At 59.0% G+C, this 16,863-nt stretch carries 14 protein-coding genes; 7 read left to right on the top strand and 7 right to left on the bottom strand.

Features of this window, described 5'->3' with window-relative positions; translation table 11 throughout:
- Positions 1-43 precede the first annotated feature (43 nt).
- From ACYZTR_RS00795 to ACYZTR_RS00770, 6 genes are all read right to left on the bottom strand, one after another.
- Positions 44-1,165 carry an aminotransferase class V-fold PLP-dependent enzyme gene (locus ACYZTR_RS00795; protein WP_461975649.1) on the bottom strand — a complete coding sequence of 374 codons (1,122 nt, stop codon included), beginning with the start codon at positions 1,163-1,165 and terminating at the stop codon, positions 44-46.
- Position 1,166: 1 nt separating this feature from the next.
- On the bottom strand, positions 1,167-2,366 hold the full coding sequence (locus ACYZTR_RS00790; protein WP_461975647.1) for an MFS transporter: 1,200 nt from the start codon (positions 2,364-2,366) through the stop codon (positions 1,167-1,169).
- A 2-nt stretch (positions 2,367-2,368) separates the two neighbouring features.
- Positions 2,369-3,619 (bottom strand): ATP-grasp domain-containing protein, encoded by a 1,251-nt coding sequence (locus ACYZTR_RS00785; protein ID WP_461975645.1) that lies wholly within the window; start codon positions 3,617-3,619, stop codon positions 2,369-2,371.
- A 13-nt stretch (positions 3,620-3,632) separates the two neighbouring features.
- Positions 3,633-4,604, bottom strand: coding sequence for a proline dehydrogenase family protein (locus ACYZTR_RS00780; RefSeq protein ID WP_461975643.1), 972 nt, complete (start codon positions 4,602-4,604; stop codon positions 3,633-3,635).
- A 4-nt stretch (positions 4,605-4,608) separates the two neighbouring features.
- Positions 4,609-5,673 (bottom strand): fatty acid desaturase, encoded by a 1,065-nt coding sequence (locus ACYZTR_RS00775; protein WP_461975641.1) that lies wholly within the window; start codon positions 5,671-5,673, stop codon positions 4,609-4,611.
- Positions 5,674-5,919: 246 nt separating this feature from the next.
- Complete coding sequence (locus ACYZTR_RS00770; protein WP_461975639.1) at positions 5,920-6,636, bottom strand: helix-turn-helix transcriptional regulator; 717 nt, start codon at positions 6,634-6,636, stop codon at positions 5,920-5,922.
- A gap of 589 nt (positions 6,637-7,225) precedes the next feature.
- Between ACYZTR_RS00770 and ACYZTR_RS00765 the strand changes: the two genes are divergently transcribed.
- The 6 genes from ACYZTR_RS00765 (at position 7,226) to ACYZTR_RS00740 (ending at position 15,580) form a co-directional block, all read left to right on the top strand.
- Positions 7,226-8,242: a S8 family serine peptidase gene (locus ACYZTR_RS00765; protein WP_461979915.1), complete on the top strand. Its 1,017-nt coding sequence runs from the start codon at positions 7,226-7,228 to the stop codon at positions 8,240-8,242.
- Positions 8,243-8,476: 234 nt separating this feature from the next.
- A complete protein-coding gene (locus tag ACYZTR_RS00760; RefSeq protein WP_461975637.1) occupies positions 8,477-9,379 on the top strand; it encodes a LysR family transcriptional regulator in 903 nt (300 codons plus the stop codon).
- A 131-nt stretch (positions 9,380-9,510) separates the two neighbouring features.
- The gene (locus tag ACYZTR_RS00755) at positions 9,511-10,137 is read left to right on the top strand and encodes a glutathione S-transferase family protein (RefSeq protein ID WP_461975635.1); all 627 of its coding nucleotides are present in this window, start codon (positions 9,511-9,513) and stop codon (positions 10,135-10,137) included.
- A gap of 63 nt (positions 10,138-10,200) precedes the next feature.
- On the top strand, positions 10,201-12,231 hold the full coding sequence (locus ACYZTR_RS00750) for a 2Fe-2S iron-sulfur cluster-binding protein (protein ID WP_461975633.1): 2,031 nt from the start codon (positions 10,201-10,203) through the stop codon (positions 12,229-12,231).
- A gap of 51 nt (positions 12,232-12,282) precedes the next feature.
- A complete protein-coding gene (locus ACYZTR_RS00745; protein WP_461975631.1) occupies positions 12,283-13,476 on the top strand; it encodes a DUF3142 domain-containing protein in 1,194 nt (397 codons plus the stop codon).
- Entirely contained in the window at positions 13,463-15,580 is a 2,118-nt protein-coding gene (locus tag ACYZTR_RS00740) for a hypothetical protein (protein WP_461975629.1), read from the top strand. Before ACYZTR_RS00745 ends, ACYZTR_RS00740 begins: the two co-directional genes overlap by 14 nt.
- A 3-nt stretch (positions 15,581-15,583) precedes the next feature.
- On the opposite strand, the gene ACYZTR_RS00735 is transcribed toward ACYZTR_RS00740, so the two are convergent.
- Positions 15,584-16,213, bottom strand: a complete 630-nt coding sequence (locus tag ACYZTR_RS00735) for a LysE family translocator (RefSeq protein ID WP_461975627.1) — start codon at positions 16,211-16,213, stop codon at positions 15,584-15,586.
- 144 nt (positions 16,214-16,357) lie between these two features.
- Between ACYZTR_RS00735 and ACYZTR_RS00730 the strand changes: the two genes are divergently transcribed.
- A complete protein-coding gene (locus ACYZTR_RS00730) occupies positions 16,358-16,831 on the top strand; it encodes an Lrp/AsnC family transcriptional regulator (protein WP_046053936.1) in 474 nt (157 codons plus the stop codon).
- Positions 16,832-16,863 lie beyond the last annotated feature (32 nt).

Genomic DNA, 16,863 nt, shown 5'->3' with positions numbered 1-16,863 from the left:
GCCTTTGACGGCTACACCATCGCCGCCCAGTGAGTGGCCGCAGCTAAAGACTCCGCAGGATCACCAGAGCCTGTTCAATCTGGGCGAGGGTGATGTGCCGGCTCACTGAGGCACGCACGAAGTGCGTGACGCCCAAGTCCTTGAGCAGCAAAGGGGTATGGGCGGCAGTGCCCGCCCATAGGTTGAGCCCCAGCTCGCGGGCCTGGCGGACAAATGCCTGGGCCGGCATGTTGTGCGGCACGAAAGAGGCAATCCCGGTCTGTTCGAACTGGTCACACATAAGCGTTAACTGCGGCAGACGCCGCAACTCCTGCACCAACAGCGCATAGGGCTCCGTGCTCACCTGCCCGCCGCCCACCTGCACGTACTCCTGCAACGCTGTGTGCAACCCCACCAGCGCCGAAAAGCTCTTTTCAGCGATTTCCAGCACCCGCGCGCCGGACATTTCCACCCGGTTGACCTGGCCATCCGTGCTGGCGGCGTGCAAATCGGCAAAATTCAGCTGCAACTGGCCAAGTAGGCGGGGCGACACGTAGGCAATCCCACTGCCACGGGGCCCGCAGAGAAACTTGCGGCCCGCGCCCGTCAATAGATCACAGCGGATGTCGCGCACATCCAGCGGCAACTGCCCCAACGACTGGCACGCATCCACCACATACAGCGTGTTCGAGCCTTTGAGCAGCCTCCCCAGCGCGTCCACTGGATTGATCACCCCACAGCACGAGGGCAGGTGCGAAACGCTGACGAGAAACACGTCCTCGTCCAAGTGCCGCTGCACCCATTCCAGGTCCAGCGGGCTGGTGGCCGTGGTCGGGATCACTTCGACGCGGATCTCACGCGATAGCTTGAGGTAGTTGAAGAAGATCAGGTTCGCCGCGTATTCCGAGGTCGACACCCAAACCCGCTTACCTCGGGGGAATTGCAGTTTGCTGAGAATGCTGGTCCAGGCTTCGGTGGCACTGCTGAAAAAGCCAATCTGCGAAGGCTGTGCATTCAACAGCCCGGCCGTCACCCGATACAGGTCGGCGTTGAGCAATTCTTCGTAGGCCAGTTCGGTCTCATAGCTGCCCATTTGCGCCTCAATGGCGGTAAAACGCTGGATCGCATTCAGAGTGGCCGACGACATAAGGCCCGCACCGGCTGTGTTCAGATGTACCACATTCATTTCACGCTTCCTTGTTCCACAAGACAGTCGACCCTTTCATTACCCCCACCGCCACCGCGAACAATAGCAATACCGTGCCCGCCAGCAGCCACGGCGAAGGCAGGGATGGCTGTGACACCAGCATGAACGCCAGCGACGGCGTGAGCATCACGCCGATATTGACTCCCGCCGAGTAATAGCCGAGGTTGCGGTCCACGGTATGACGGCTGGAGATACTGCTGACGTAGTGGGTGATGCCTGGAAACACGATCATCTCCCCCAGGCTCCAGAACACGGTGGCCACCAGCAACAATGCGCCGATATGGCTGAAGCCCATCAGGAAGAACCCCACGCCGGCCACCAGGAAACCGGCCACCAACGACCTTCTGCTCGACAGGTGCGACATACGCTGGTTGATCGGCACTTCGAACACGATCACCAACAGTGCATTGACGAAAAAAATGATACCGACGTAGTACGCCGGCAATTCGGTGTAATTGATGATGTAGGCCGACAGGAAGGTCGGTGGCAGCGCATAGGCAATGTGCACCGGCAATGCTGCCAGTAAAATCACCAGCAAGCGCGAGCGCTCGTGCAGTGCGCTCTCCGGCAACCCATTGCCCTTGCTGACGACGGCAGCCCCTTGGGCTACGGGCACCGCACGCCCGAACCACAGGCAGGCAACGAAGGCCACCAGGGACAACGCCGCGTTGATGTAGAACACCGCGTCGGCGTTACTCAGGAAAATCAGGCTGCCCAGCAGTGGCCCGATCGCCATGCCGATATTGATCGCCAGGCGGTTGCAAGAGAACGCCACTTTGCGCGACTCACTACTGCTATGGCTGACTGTTTCGGAGAACGTCGCGGGGGTGAATGCCTCATAACAGGCGCCCCACAGAAACGACAGCACAAACAGCACCGCCGGGTTATCCACCGACGGAATGATTAGCAGCAGCAGCGCGTTGAGCAGCAACGAACCGAGGATCACCCGATTGGCGGAATACCGCTTGATCACTCCGCCGATGATCAAGTCCACAAACAACGCCCCTGCGCCATAGACGCCCACCAGCAAGCCTGCGGTGCCCGCCGATACGGCGTGCTGATGAATCAGGTACGCCGCATAGAAAGGGAACGCCATGGTGCCCATGCGGAACACCAGGGTGATCAGGAACAGCAACTGCAAGCGAGCGTTGAGCCCGCGTAACGCGCGATAAGTGCCCATATTCAGCGGATCACATAGACGTTGTCTTTGTACTGACGGATCTGCTCGTAATCCTGGTCGATATCGCGCTGACTCTCCGATACCAGGAACACCCGTAGCGGACTGCTGAGCAGGTCCACGGTCCTTTTCATCAGCTTGCCAGCCTTGTATTTGACACTCAGCTTATGCACCGAGGGCAGTCCCTCAATCAGGTGGATGACCGCTTCATTGAATCCGGTAACCTCACCTTGCAGCGTGGTGTCGGTGTTGATGACACAGGCTTCCTTGAGCTTGTAGTAGCGCTTGCCAGCGTAGTTTGCCTTGAACGCCTCACTGTCGCAGTAAGCCAGGTAGGTAAGCTGCGCCTGGTTGCCGCCCAGGCTGATGTCATGGAATTTGGGTTCCATGTTGCCGTTCAAGCGAGCACCGACTTCCACCAGAGCGGGGCCAGCTTCGGTGAGGATCACTTCCGAATGGGCCGGGCCGTTATTGATACCCAAGGCCTTGAGTACCTGCACGATGTAGTCCACCAGCACATTGGCTTCGGCACTGTCCGGGGCAATCAGCACGTCGCGGTCGTATATGTTCTTGCCGCCGCTGATTTCGCGCTTCACATAGCGCCAGATTCCGCAGACGTAGGTCTGCCCATCACGGCTGACGGTATCGACGATGTATTCCGGGCCTTTGAGGTAGGACTGGCAAAGAATCTCGGTATTGGCCAAGCCGAAGATATCCAGGTTAGACACCACTTCCTCACAAGCACGCTTGACGTCCTCGACGTTATGGCAGATCGAAACCCCGTCGGTCGAGGCCGAGCTCAGCGGCTTGATCACGCAGGGAAACACTTGGCCGGCCTCTACCCAGGCCAGCAGCTCGGCGGGGTCCGACGATTTGATCTGGCGTGCAGTCAACAGACCCGCGGCGGCGACTTTTTTGATCATTTCAAACTTGTCGCGGCGAGCGCGTGAGCCAGCGCTGCCGTTGGAGGTGGACAATTGCAACTGTTCACTTAAGTAGTCGGCAAATGGCACGCCAGGCTCCTGGCCGGCAATGACGGCGACTACGTTGAATTCATGCAGACGTCGCACGATTTCTTCGGCATTGTCGTTGAATGCCAAATTGTGCTCGAACTCCGACAGGTTCGGCCCGAGCATGCTCGGCATCAACTCGGGGGTGCTCTGTACATGGATCAGGCTGAAACCGGCATCCCGGAAATATTGCGGCAGGAAATTACCGCTCGAGTAGACATCCACCAACGCGACGTACTGCTTCATAAGAATGTCCTTTTCAGTAATGAGTGGCGGTTTCAGAGGCCCGTGGCGAAGCCACGTCATCCAGCGCCAGGAAAATGTTCTGCGGAAACTCAGCCACACGGTGCAGCAGATGCAAGTACCAGTTGGCGCCATACACCGCTGATACCCGGGCCCTGACCTGGCCGTGGTCTTTTACCGCCTTGATCAGTTCAGGGCGCACGCCGTGGAGCATCTCCAGCTCGCCGCGGTTGGCGATGTGGCTGGTGAGGATTTCTTCAATCAGCAACGGGTCCTGGGTCGCGAAAGCAAACTGCCCACGGCCGCCATTGATCCGGTCCAGCAGCCCCAGGTAACGCTCGTTGAGGGCCTCACCACGGGGCAAAGCAATCGCGGCAGGCTCAGCATAGACGCCTTTGACCAGGCGCACTTTGCAGCCGGTTTCCAGGACCGCCCCCAGGTCATCCGGGGTTCGGTTCAATTGCGCCTGCAGGGTGATCCCCACGTTGGGGAAGCGCCCGCTCAGTTGCAGGAAGATATCGAGGATCGAATCCGTCCATTGGGAGCGCTCCATACTGATGATCACACCGACATTCTTGTCGGCCGCATGGGTCAGGATCTTCGAGCAGTTCTCGATCGCCAGTTCCCGGGAAATGATAGTGCCGACGTTAGACAGGTCGAACCCCAGTTGAGGTGGTTCGCCGAGCTTGGGATGCTGCACGATCAAGTCGATCAGCTTCAGGTATTCGTCGGTTGCAGTGGTCACTTCGGCCAACGTAGTCGCTTCCTCGCCGACGAACTCGACACCCGTGCGATAGCCTTTTCCCAATAGGGCAGCCAGCTTGTCGAGCATCTCCAGGCGGTCTTCGGAAATGATGTAGCGAAGGGCTGCAGGACGCAGGAAATCACGTAGCGTCTCGCTGGCCAGGAACAAGTCACGATAGGTCTTGTTCGCCGCCAGTTTCTTCAGGGCCAGGGTAGCCAGCAAGCTGTTATCAGTAGTGTTCATGGCGTTAAACCCCGGAAGCCTGGTTGAGCATGCGACGTGCGAAACTCGAATCGTCGCCTTGATTGACAATCTTGTGGGCGCGGAACTTGGCCGCGTAACTGAGCAGGGTCTCTTTATGGCGGCTATGCCGGTCGCGAGTAAAAATACCGGCCCACATGTTGTCCCAGCGCGCGTACTCAGGGTGTGACATCAGCAGCTTATGTGCCTTGCGCATATTCCAATGGGGTATCGACGGGTGCAGGTGGTGCACAAGGTGATAGTTATCGTCATGGCGACCAAAAAAGAAGTTTTCCAGCACGTTGCCTTTACGGTTACGGGTCAGCAAGAGCTTGTCGGTCTCTACGGCAGGCAGCGGATAATGCTCGGCGAGTTCGATGATCCAGCCTACGGCTACGGCGGTGGTGAATAGCGGTACCAGCCAGAACAGCACCAGTTCAGCGACCACGCCAAACCAGACGGCCACCGCCAGAATCACCGCCCAGTAGGCCCACATCACCCTGCGTTCATTGCGGATGCGGGGGTCCTGGCCCTGGACCCGGTCCTTGACCACGTACTTGATGTACTGAAGGGTCCTGTAGCCGGACAGCGCCATCACCACGTTTTTCAAGAAAAACTCATGCTCGCTCTGTTGCAAGTCGTATAGGCCGCATTTGAGATGAAAATTGTAGTCAGGGTCTTTTTCCGGATGCCCCAAGTGCACATGGTGGTTCTTGATGTGCGATGTGCTGTAGGACTGATACAGGTGGAAAACCAGGTAGCCCGAGAGAAATGTACCGGCGAACCAGTTGATCGCACGATTTTTCGCCAAGACCTTGTGGGTTGACTCGTGTAGCACGTTCGTCAGGGCACGTTGGGTGGTACCGATCAGAAATAGCGAAAGCGGATAGAACCAGTAGCTGACACCCAGGGACAGGTAGATGGCAAAGACGATGATTGCGTAGTCCTTACCCAGCGCTAAGGTCCAGTGATAGTTATCCTTCTTGCACAGATGCTTGAGCATTCCGAAGGTTTCACGGGAAATACCCGCAGCGTATTCGCCAACAGGCTCTTTGTTTTTATCGACCAGCATAATCACTCCATAATTAAGCGGTACGCTGCAACACCAGGCTCATTGCTGGGCTAAGGTTTTTTCAGGTGTTGCGGCTATTGTTTTTTTGCCTGAGCTAGACTCATCGGCTGCAAAAAAACTAAAGCACCGATTGATCGCGAACAAGCTGCCCTTTTAGACAGGTAGGGCCAAATCACGCGCGCGCACGCACGCCAGCCGGTGAAAATTCACCGGCTGGCGTGGCATTGGCAGATGGGAGTGCCTGCTTCAGGCCTGTTCGCGGATGTAGCCCAATTGCAAGGCTTTGCGAATTGCGGACTTTCCGTTGGTGACATCCAACTTGCTGAAGATATTCTTCATATGGAACTTGACGGTGCGCGGACTTATTGAAACCAAGAGCGCTATTTCGTTATAGGTCTTGCCCAGGCTGGTCCAGGACAACACCTGCGTTTCCCGAGGCGTGAGTACAGTTTCCTGTAAAACTGGGGCGCACACGGCTACGTCGCTTTCCAAGGCCTCGTCGTAGACCGAGACCAGCAGCATCTGCAGCTCACTTTTGTTAGCCAGCACTCTCTCGCGAAACTGCTGGTGTTCGCCGAAGCTGCACAGGTTGAGGATGGAATAAAAACCCCGATTGCCATGCACAATAAAACTGGCTCCCTCACCGACGGGTGCACAGGGCCCCGGCACCGGGACCGCTTCTGCTGCGGGCGCGAGGATGTTTTCATCGCTCCAGAAAAACGGTTTTATGCGGCGCTTGGACAAAGACAGCAATTGACCGCGTTGGTAGAAGTCATCCGCAGAGTCACCGCGGTCCAGCGCATCGGGATAATTGGTGATGATTTCCGCTTGATCCAGCGTCGGCCCACACTGATAAACCTCGAAATGCCCAAGGCCACGTCTGCTCAGCTCGGCATCGAGCAGTTGGTGCACGTCGACGGACTGCATGGGCGCGTTGTTATTGGTTGGACAATCGCTTCGCATGAATATCATCCCTGATAAGTGACAACGACGGAGGCTAGCGAGCTGGCGGAGACGCTTTAATCCTGAAGCGCCTCATCAGAGTCGACCCGGGCTGTAGAAAATTTCCCAAATCAAAGGCAAGAATAGAACATGCCCTACCAGCCTTGTCCAGTGCACCGACAAGGAGCCGACAGTGGTCAGGCAAGGCCCGTTCTGGTCCCCTTCTGGCTGGAGACCGATAATCACCACGCAAGGCACAGCATGAGGTTGATGCCCAAGCCGGTTCAGATCTCGGCCCAAGTGGCTGAAGCTGGACTGAAACTCAGCTCGCTGCGCAATAACTTGAGCAACCGAGACCGGCTTGCTAATAACAGATTATCGCTCACACCATTTCGTAGCCAGTCTAATCCCGCGCCTCATTGCTTCATCGAAGCTTTTCCAAGGCCAGCTTTCTTTGGCTAGCAGGACATCGTTACTACCGTCTCGCCCCCAGACACGAAGCCCCACCGGGGCAGGGTTATCCGGCTTTCCCCAGATGAAATCAATCTTCGCTCTTTTACTATTTGGGTGGACGTAATCCACAGGATAAGGCCGTTCTACCAATAAGCTCATTTCGCTTTCTTGTCATCCAGCACTCCACCGACATACCACGCACCCAATCAATAGTTGGCGCGACGAGTACCCGGAGTACTTAATCGCTGCCCAGAGCGCGATCATTGACCCCGCACCTGCAATGATGGTGTTGACTGTGGGAAGCATCTCCCGGCACAACGCCACGATTGATAGTCAGAAGTATCCGGAGATTCACCAACTCTCACCTGCTGCGGAAAACCAGCCATCTCCCTTCACGCGGCACGGCCCGTCGGTAAAAGGGGCGATCAAGCCCGAGCTCGTTGCGGCCGGCGGCAACCTCGCCAGCCCTATGAGGCAAGCAAACGCGCAATGGGCGCCACACATGCGGGGTTTGGGTGTGTTAACGCTCAACCACCAGTGGAGGGGGAATACCGTCTTTAAGGAGGTCAGCGGAACGAGCTTGGCGGCGCCGTACATCACTCACCTAGCCGGGCGCCTGCTGAACGCGTACCCAACGGCGTCAGCGAACATGCTTCGCGCAATGCTGGTCAATCAGGCTTATCTGCCGGATGCGGTCACCTCGACGTTTTCTAAGGAGTTTCGAAAGAGCTACAAGCAGGCGAAGGCCACCTGGAACCGTGACGTAGAAAGGGATGTGGCCGGCTATGGAGTGGTGAGTGAGGCTGATCTTTTCAGGTCTTCCGATAACGTCGTGGTGTTGATGTCAGAGGAAACCATCGAGAACGACGGATGCCAGTTCTTTGAACTGCGGTTGCCGGAGGACTATTTGCGCTCCGCTCGAGGGACGCGAGAGCTTTCAATAACACTGGCTTACTCGCCAGTAGTCCGGACTACCCGGATTGAGTATCTGGCTACCCAGATTTATTACCGCTTGGTCACAGGCACCTCGCTGGAGGAGGTACAGAAACACTGTAGCCAGGAGATGAAAAAGCCGACGGAGGTACTCAAAGAGGCCAGGGACACAAATCGCGACATTCCCGCCCAGATTGCACTTTCAGCAAACGCCGGTCGATGCCGGAAAAGCCCCACGTAATGCCTGAAAAATTTGCACTCATTGACGTACCTTTGATTCAGATAGGGCTACTGCACAAGCAGAGACGTTCAAGAAACGACCAAACAACTTAATGTTCGATGTCCGTACCACATGTTTTTCAGGTACGCATGCATGTCCATGACTTAAGCGAAATCTCTCGCTTTGGAATCAGGGTCAACATACAAGGAGCTGCCGCAGGCTGCGATCTTCTGATTTTTTAATGAGGACACACATATGGACCGTTTCCAGGAAATGCAAGTCTTCGCTGCCGTCGCCCAGGACCAAGGTTTCTCGGCGGCGGCACGGCGTTTGGGCCTGTCGGCAGCCAGCGTCACTCGCGCAGTGGCGGCGTTGGAGAAACGCATTGGCACATTGCTGCTGACACGCACCACTCGCAGTGTGCATTTGAGCGAGGCGGGTCAGCGTTACCTGGAAGACTGTCGGAGGATTCTCGCCGAGGTGCAGGAAGCCGAAGATTCGGCGGCGGGCAGTCACGCTCAACCGCGCGGGCAACTAACGATCACGGCGCCGGTGTTGTTCGGTGAGCTGTTTGTCACGCCGGTGATGGTGGATTATCTGACGCAATTTCCTGAAGTCTGCATCAACGCATTACTGGTAGACCGGGTGGTGAGCATGGTCGAGGAGGGCATTGATGTGGCGGTCCGCATCGGTGAGTTGCCTGACAGCAATCAGCATGCAATTCGAGTGGGCGAAGTGCGGCGGGTGATCTGCGCTTCTCCTGGATTTCTGATTGACCGTGGTCGGCCTCGACATCCTGCAGATTTGAGCGGAGCCCCGATCATCGCCACCTCGTCCATTGGTCAACTCAGAAGCTGGCCGTTTCTTGACGCGGGAGAGCTGATCAGCGTTCGTCCGGAACCACGTCTGGTTGTCACCGCCAATCAGGCTGCAATCACCGCCGCCTGCAAGGGCCTGGGGCTGACCCGGGTTCTGTCGTATCAAGTGGCAAGCAAAGTCGCCTCCGGTGAGCTGGAAATCGTTTTGGCTGACTTCGAATTGCCTCCATTACCCATTCATGTTGTCTACCAGGGTGGGCGCAAGGCCCCGGTGCGGGTCCGTAGTTTTGTGGACTTCGCGGTGAAAACACTGCGCGAACATCCGGCCTTGCTCGGCTAATGGGTTATTGCGCCGGCTGAAATAATGGATTGCGTTTGCTGGTTATTCTGTTGTTTGGGTCGCGGGTGGAAGATGGCCCCCCATCTGTACTGATCTCTCTTCAACAGCGCCACCACCCAACGGAGTCGACCATGCAAGCCATCAAGCTCTACAACTTCCCACGTTCCGGCCACGCTCACCGTGTAGAACTAATGCTGTCCCTGCTGCAACTGCCGACCGAACTGATCTTTGTCGATCTGGCCAAGGGCGCGCACAAACAGCCGGACTTTCTGGCGCTCAACGCGTTTGGTCAAGTGCCGGTCATTGATGATCAAGGCGTGATACTGGCCGATTCCAACGCGATTCTGGTTTATCTGGCGCAAAAGTACGGTAACGGCCGTTGGCTGCCAACCGATCCGGCCGGCGCGGCCAAGGTTCAGCGCTGGTTGTCGATTGCCGCTGGACCGATTGCCTTTGGCCCTGCCAGAGCCAGGCTGATCACGGTGTTTGGTGCGCCTTACAACGCTGAAGAGGTGATCGCTTATTCCCACACCGTGCTCAAAGTGATCGATCAGGAACTGGCAGCAATGCCGTATCTGGCGGGCGCCGAGCCAACCATTGCCGACGTTTCGGCCTACAGCTACATCGCCCATGCGCCCGAAGGCAATGTGTCGCTGGAAGACTACGCCAACATCCGGGCCTGGCTGGCGCGGATCGAAGCCTTGCCAGGGTTTGTCGGCATGCCGCGCACCGTTGCCGGTCTGCAAAAAACTGCCTGATGACTGCGGCCCGACACTGTCGGGTCGTTCACACTGCGCCGATGGCGCAGGGGAGAAGCCGTTATGGACCGTTCACCCTGGCACGCCGGCGAGAAACAATTGCAGACTTATGTGGGCATCGCCGAACGAATGGAGGTGCTCGGTCGTAAGGTGATTCGCAGTGAGATGCCGGACCAGCACCGCAAGTTCTATGAGCAACTGCCGTTCATGCTGTACGGCGCGGTGGATGCCGACGGTAATCCTTGGGCCAGTATTCTTGAAGGGCAACCGGGCTTTGCTCACTCGCTCGAGCCGGGTGCGCTGCAATTTCGCAGCCTGCCGGGCGCGGATGATCCTGCGCAACTGACGGAGGGCGCGGCGATCGGCCTGCTGGGGATCGAACTGCACACCCGTCGCCGCAACCGCCTCAACGGTCGAGTCGGCGCGATGACGGCAAGCGGCTTCAATGTGGCGGTGGAGCAGTCCTTCGGCAATTGCCCGCAATACATTCAATTGCGGCAGTTTCGCTCGGTGCCACTGGCAGATCCGTCGACTCGCGTCGCGCAACACCTGAACGAGCTGGATGATGCGGCCAAAACCCTGATCGCGGGAGCCGATACGTTCTTTGTCGCCAGTTACGTGGACGTCGATGGCCAACGTTCGGTGGACGTTTCTCACCGCGGCGGCCAGGCCGGTTTCGTACAGGTAGAAGGTAATCGCCTGACCATTCCGGATTTCGCCGGCAACCTGTTTTTCAACACCTTGGGCAACCTGCTGCTCAATCCTCGGGCCGGTTTGTTGTTTATCGATTTCAATTCGGGGGACCTGCTGCACCTTAGCGGTCGCACCGAAGTCATTCTTGAAGGCCCACAGGTCGAGGCGTTTCAAGGGGCCGAGCGCTTGTGGACAGTTCAAGTGGAAAGCGTGGTGCGTCGTCCCGCCGCGCTTGCTCTTCGGTGGCGCTTCGACGGCGTGTCACCCACCAGTTTGCTGACCGGCACTTGGGAGCAAGCCAACGCCCGTCTGCAAGCCCAGGCCTTGGGGGATCGCTGGCGGCCGCTGCGGGTGGTGCGCATCGAGGCGCAAAGCCACAACATCCGCTCAATCTATCTGGAGCCTGCCGATGGCGCGGGGTTGCCAGTGTTTCAGGCCGGACAGCATTTGCCGCTGCGCTTCAACATTGCCGGTGAAGTCCATATCCGTACTTACAGCCTGTCGAGCGCACCGTCCGATGATTTTTTCCGCATCAGCGTGAAGCGTGACGGGTTGGTGTCTTCGCACCTGCATGAGCAGGTGCGCGTCGGTGATCTGTTGGAGGCCCGTGCGCCTCAGGGGCATTTCACCGTGGCACCCAATGAACGTCGGCCGCTGGTGCTTCTGGCTGCCGGGGTAGGCATCACGCCGCTGCTGTCGATGCTGCGTGAGGTGGTTTATCAAGGCCTGCGCACCCGCCGCATCCGGCCAACCTGGTTCTTCCAGAGTTCGCGCACGCTGGCCGATCAAGTGTTTCGGCCTGAGCTGGATCGCTTGCTCGATGAGGCGGGTGATGCGGTCAGGGTGTTGCGCCTGCTAAGTCAACCGGAGGCAGAGGCCCGAGAGGGTGAAGACTTCGACCTGACCGGGCGGATCGACACCGCGTTGCTCAAGACCCTCCTTGCAGTTGAGGACTACGATCAGCTGGATTTCGTCCTCTGTGGTCCAAGCAGTTTTACCCAAGGGCTGTATGACAGCCTGCGGGAAATGGACATCCGCGATGCAAGGATTCACGCCGAAACCTTTGGCCCCTCGACTTTACGTCGGGTGCCGGACCCCGACGCGGTGGTCATCGAGCAACCGCCCGCGGCGACGACCTCGGTGCCGGTGGTGTTTCAGCGCTCGGCGAAAGAGGCCCGCTGGCAACCCGACGGTGGCAGTTTGCTGGAGTTGGCGGAAAGCCGTGGGGTGCGCCCGGAATTCAGCTGCCGCGGCGGTTCCTGCGGGACCTGCAAGACGCGCCTGATCAGCGGCCAGGTGAATTATCCACAGCCGCCGGCAGAAGTGCCCGGCGACGGACACGTGCTGATTTGTTGTGCGATTCCGGCGCAGGGCTCGCAGCCTTTGGTCCTCGACCTGTAGCATCTGCCGAACGCAGCGTCTGGCCGCTGCGACAAAGGATCAGATTCGGTTATGTATTTTTTCGCTCGTCTGTCGGCCCTGATTGTCGCGGTGGCGTTGCTCAACGGTTGCGAACGACAGGACGCGCCACCGCTCGATCAGCAACTCTACGTCTGGCAACGACAATGGACACCGGCCCACGAAGCGGCGCTGAGGGACAGCCGCGCTGACTTTTCCACCCTGCGGGTGCTGGCCTTGCAGGCATTCCCTGAGGCGGGTTGGAGCCGGGCGCGGATTGACCCGGCGCTGCTCAAACGGGATGGTCGGCCGCTGATCGCGGTGATTCGTCTTGATGGCCAACTCAAGTCGCTGGATCAGGACGCAGTCACCGCGCAGATCCAGCAGGTGCTCGGTGATTGGCAAGGGCAGGGGCTGACTCTCTCCGGCGTGGAAATCGACCACGATGCGGGTAATGGCCGGCTTGCGGCCTATCGGGAATTCCTCACGCATTTGCGCACGATTCTGCCGGTCTCTATTCCGCTGAGCATCACCGCGTTGCCGGCCTGGCTCGACAGTCCCGAATTGCCGGCGCTGTTATCCACAGTCGACAGCAGCGTATTGCAGGTGCACGCGGTGAGCGATCCGCGCCTTGGCTTGTTCAACCCGGATCAGGCCCGTCAATGGACCAGGGCCTGGAGCCGTATCACTTCGAAACCTTTCTATCTGGCGCTGCCCGCCTATGGTGTGGCGTTGTTGCCGGGCGGCGGTGCGCCGGTCGTGGAAAGCGAAGTGCCCATCGAACGTGGGGGCAAACGCCGGGAATTGCTCGCCGATCCGCAGCAACTGAGCCGGCTCGGGAGCGAGTTGCGCAATGATCCACCGGCTCATCTGGCGGGCCTGATCTGGTTTCGTCTGCCGCTGGCCAGCGACCGCCGGGCCTGGAGCCTGACGACCCTGGGCGCGGTGGCGCGTGGCGATGCCCTCGACAGCCACCTGGCGCTGAAACTCTCTGAGCAAGACGGCCTGTATGACATCAGCCTCAGCAATCAGGGCAACCTCGACAACGCCTGGCCCGAACGCCTGACACTCGCGGTTCAGGGCTGTGATGGCGCCGATGCGTTGGCCGGTTATGCGTTGCAACAGCGTCCGGATCTGCTTACCTTCACCCGCCTGCGCGACGGTCGAATACCGGCCGGCGAGCAGCGCGCCATGGGTTGGGCTCGTTGCGCACATATTGATCAAGGAGGTTCGAATGTTGACCCGTAACTGGCCCCGCCATCTGCTGTGTCTGAGCCTCAGTCTGCCGCTGGGTTCGGCGCTGGCCTGTGGGCCGGACTTCCCGATGCGTCTGCTGGATAACCGTGGCCAGTCCCTGGCGGAGCTGCCGGAAGGTCACTTCAGATTTGAAATCAGTCGCCTCGGGCAGGCGGTCGCCGGGCTGAAGTACGTCACCGAAACCGCCTATGACATGGATGCGCCCGACTACGCAGAACAGCGGGATAAGGCTGAGCAGGCCGGTTTGACGGCTGAACAGCAGGTGCTGGTCAAACAGCTGCGCAGCCTGACCGAGGCGCATCAGGTCGAGATTCAGGGCGCGAGCCTGCCGGCTGAGCTTAATCTTTATCTGGCCGGCGCTGTGGCATTCAATGCCGGTGAATTTGGGCTGGCAGCCGAGTACTTCCAGAAGGTGTTGGCATTGCCGGCGGATCAACGGGCGTTGCGCAGCACTTGGGCGGCTTACTCGTTGGGTCGATCGCTGTTTGCCATGAGCTCCGAAGCGGACGCGGGCCCTGACCTGTTGGCTCAATCCCGAAAGGCCTTCGAGCAGACCCGTCAGCTAAGCATCGACGGCTTCAGTGACCCACAGGAACTGGGTGTCGCCAGTCTTGGCGAAGAGGCCCGCGTCGCCCGCACGGCCGGCGACTGGAACAGCGCCATCGAACTCTACGCCACGCAAAACCTTCAGGGATCGGCGGTGGGTTACACCTCGCTGAAGCTGTTGATGGCCGATCTGGCGGCGTTGCCTGAGGATCAACTGGCCGGTTTGCTCAACGGCAAACCGGTGCAGCAACTGGTCACGGCGTCCTTGATCAGCCGACTGGGCTGGTCATTCGGTGATCAACCGCCGAACGAATTGAAACTGATCAAACTGCTGCAAAACAGCACTCGCGGTAGCCTCGATAACGCTGATCGCCTGGCGGCGGTGAATTATCAACAGGGCGACTACGCGAGCGCCAAGGCCTTCCTCGAACACGCCGGTGATGGCGGACTGGCGTGGTGGCTGCGGGCCAAGCTGGCGTTGCGTGATGGCGATAAAAGCGCGGCTGCCGCAGCGTATGCCAAGGCTGCCCAAGCCTTTCCTCAGAATGAATCCTGGGGTGAGCGGCGCACGCCGGATTGGGACTTCGAAACGCTTCAGCCCAAGTGCCGGGTTGAGGGTGAAAGCGCGATCCTGGCGTTGCAACGCGGGGACTACCTGCAAGCGTTCGATCAGCTCTATCGCAGCAACGGCATTTACTGGCCCGACGCCGCGACGGTCGCCGAGCGCGTGTTGACCGCCGATGAGCTCAAGCAGTACGTCGACACTCAAGTGCCGGCGCCGCCACCTCTGACTCAGGAGGATCGCGATAACTATGTGCAGCTGCCTGTGGCGGCGAAACTGCGCAATGTGCTTGGGCGGCGCTTGTTGCGCGAAGAGCGATACGACGAAGCGCCAGCCTATTTCGATAACGCCGACTTGCAGGCCAGAGCCAAGTGGTACGGGCAGCTGCGCAACGACGCCGAATCAAAATGGTGGCCGACCAAACGGGCATTCGCTTACTACCATGCCGCGACAATGGCCCGTTTCGACGGAATGGAGCTGTTGGGCTACGAGATGTCCCCGGATTACGCGACCTTCGGTGGCAATTACAGTCTGGAAGCGCCCGAGCTCAAGGTCGGATTGCTGATGGCCGAGGGGGAGGTGCAGCGCCAGCACGCCACGGTGGCGCAACCCGATGCGCGTTTCCATTACCGTTTTGTCGCCACGGCGCTGGCGAGCAAGGCCGCTGATCATCTGCCCCACAGCAGTCAGGCGTTTGCTTCGGTGCTGTGCAAAGCTTCGTCGTGGGGCACCAGCCTGCAAGAGCAAAGCGCGTTCTACCGTCGTTATGTCGAGGAAGGTCCGTATGTGGTCTGGGCCGGCGATTTTGGACACCAATGCCAGGACCCGGACTTCCAGAGCGCCGACAAGCGCTATGTAACCCAGGTTACCGACGCCGCGCGCTCGCAGCTGCATCCCTACAAAAAACCGCTGCAGATTGGCGGTGTGATCGCGGTCACGGCAGCGGCGCTGTTGCTGGTCAATCGCCGCCGGCGTAAGGAGAGGTAGGGCTCAAGCCTGTTGCACGAAGGTCAGCCGCACGGCGAATCCAATTAACAAACTGCCAAACAACCATTGTTGCAGGCGCTGGGCTGAAGGACTGCGTTGCAGCCAACGGCCCAGCGCTGCGCCGGTCAGTGCGTAAGCGCTGTCGAACAACAAACCGACACCGACCAACACCACACCCAGTGTCGCGAATTGCGCGAGCACCGGCCCGGCGTGTGGATCAATGAACTGCGGCAGCAGCACTGAGCAGAACAGCAGCGCCTTGGGATTGAGCAGGTTGGTCAGCAAACCGCGCCGGATCGCTGCACTCCAGCGAGGTTTTTCGAACGTCGTGTCTGCGCCGTTAAGGTTCGGCAACATGCTGGTTCGCAGGCATTGAATGCCGATCCACAGCAAGTACGCGGCCCCGGCCAGGCGCACCACGTCAAAAGCCCAGGGCGCTGCCTTAAACAGTGCCGCCAGCCCCAGCGCCGCCAACGCCACATGGCAGCCTCGGGCAATGCCCAGTCCCACAGCGGTGGCCAGCGCCGCGCCTTTGCCCTGACGGGCACCGGTTTGCAACAGCAGGATCATGTCCGGGCCCGGCAACAGATAGACCACCGCCAGCGCCATGAAAAACAGCCACAGTCCTGCCACGTCGCACCCCATTCGTTGTCGATTCGGTACGGGCAGTCTAGGGCTGAAAGGCAGAGCAGGTGGTTGCGTAGTTCGCTGCTAAACTGCTTCGGGTTGGCATAACCTGCCACTGAATTGCATTGAACCATCAGGATCTGCCAAACCATGAAACTGGACGCCTACGACCGCAAGATTCTCGCAGCCCTGCAGCGGGACGGGCGCCTGAGCAATGTGCAACTGGCTGACGAGATCGGTCTGTCCGCTTCGCCTTGTTTGCGCCGGGTACGGATGCTCGAAGAAGCCGGGGTGATACGCGGTTACCAGGCCAATCTGGATCGCGACGAAGTAGGGCTCGGGCTGACGGTGTTTGTCGGGGTCAAGGTTGAACGGCACAACGATGAACAGGCCGAAGCCTTTCGCCTGGCCGTGACGGCGTTACCCGAGGTGATTTCGGCGTTTCTGGTGTCAGGGGAGTCGGATTTTCTGCTGCAAGTGGTGGTGCCGGACTTGCGCGCCTATGACCGTTTTCTCACGGGGCGTTTGTTGAAGTTGCCAGGTGTGAGTGATATCCGAAGCAACTTTGCGATTCATACGGTGAAGACGCCGGGGGCGTTGCCGTTGGGGCATTTGCCGGCCTGAGACCGATTCGACTTGCTCGCGATAGCGGTAGA

Source organism: Pseudomonas sp. Hz4 (assembly GCF_054898165.1).
The sequence above is the reverse complement of the archived record's forward strand: the minus strand, read 5'-3'. Positions and strand labels throughout refer to the sequence as shown.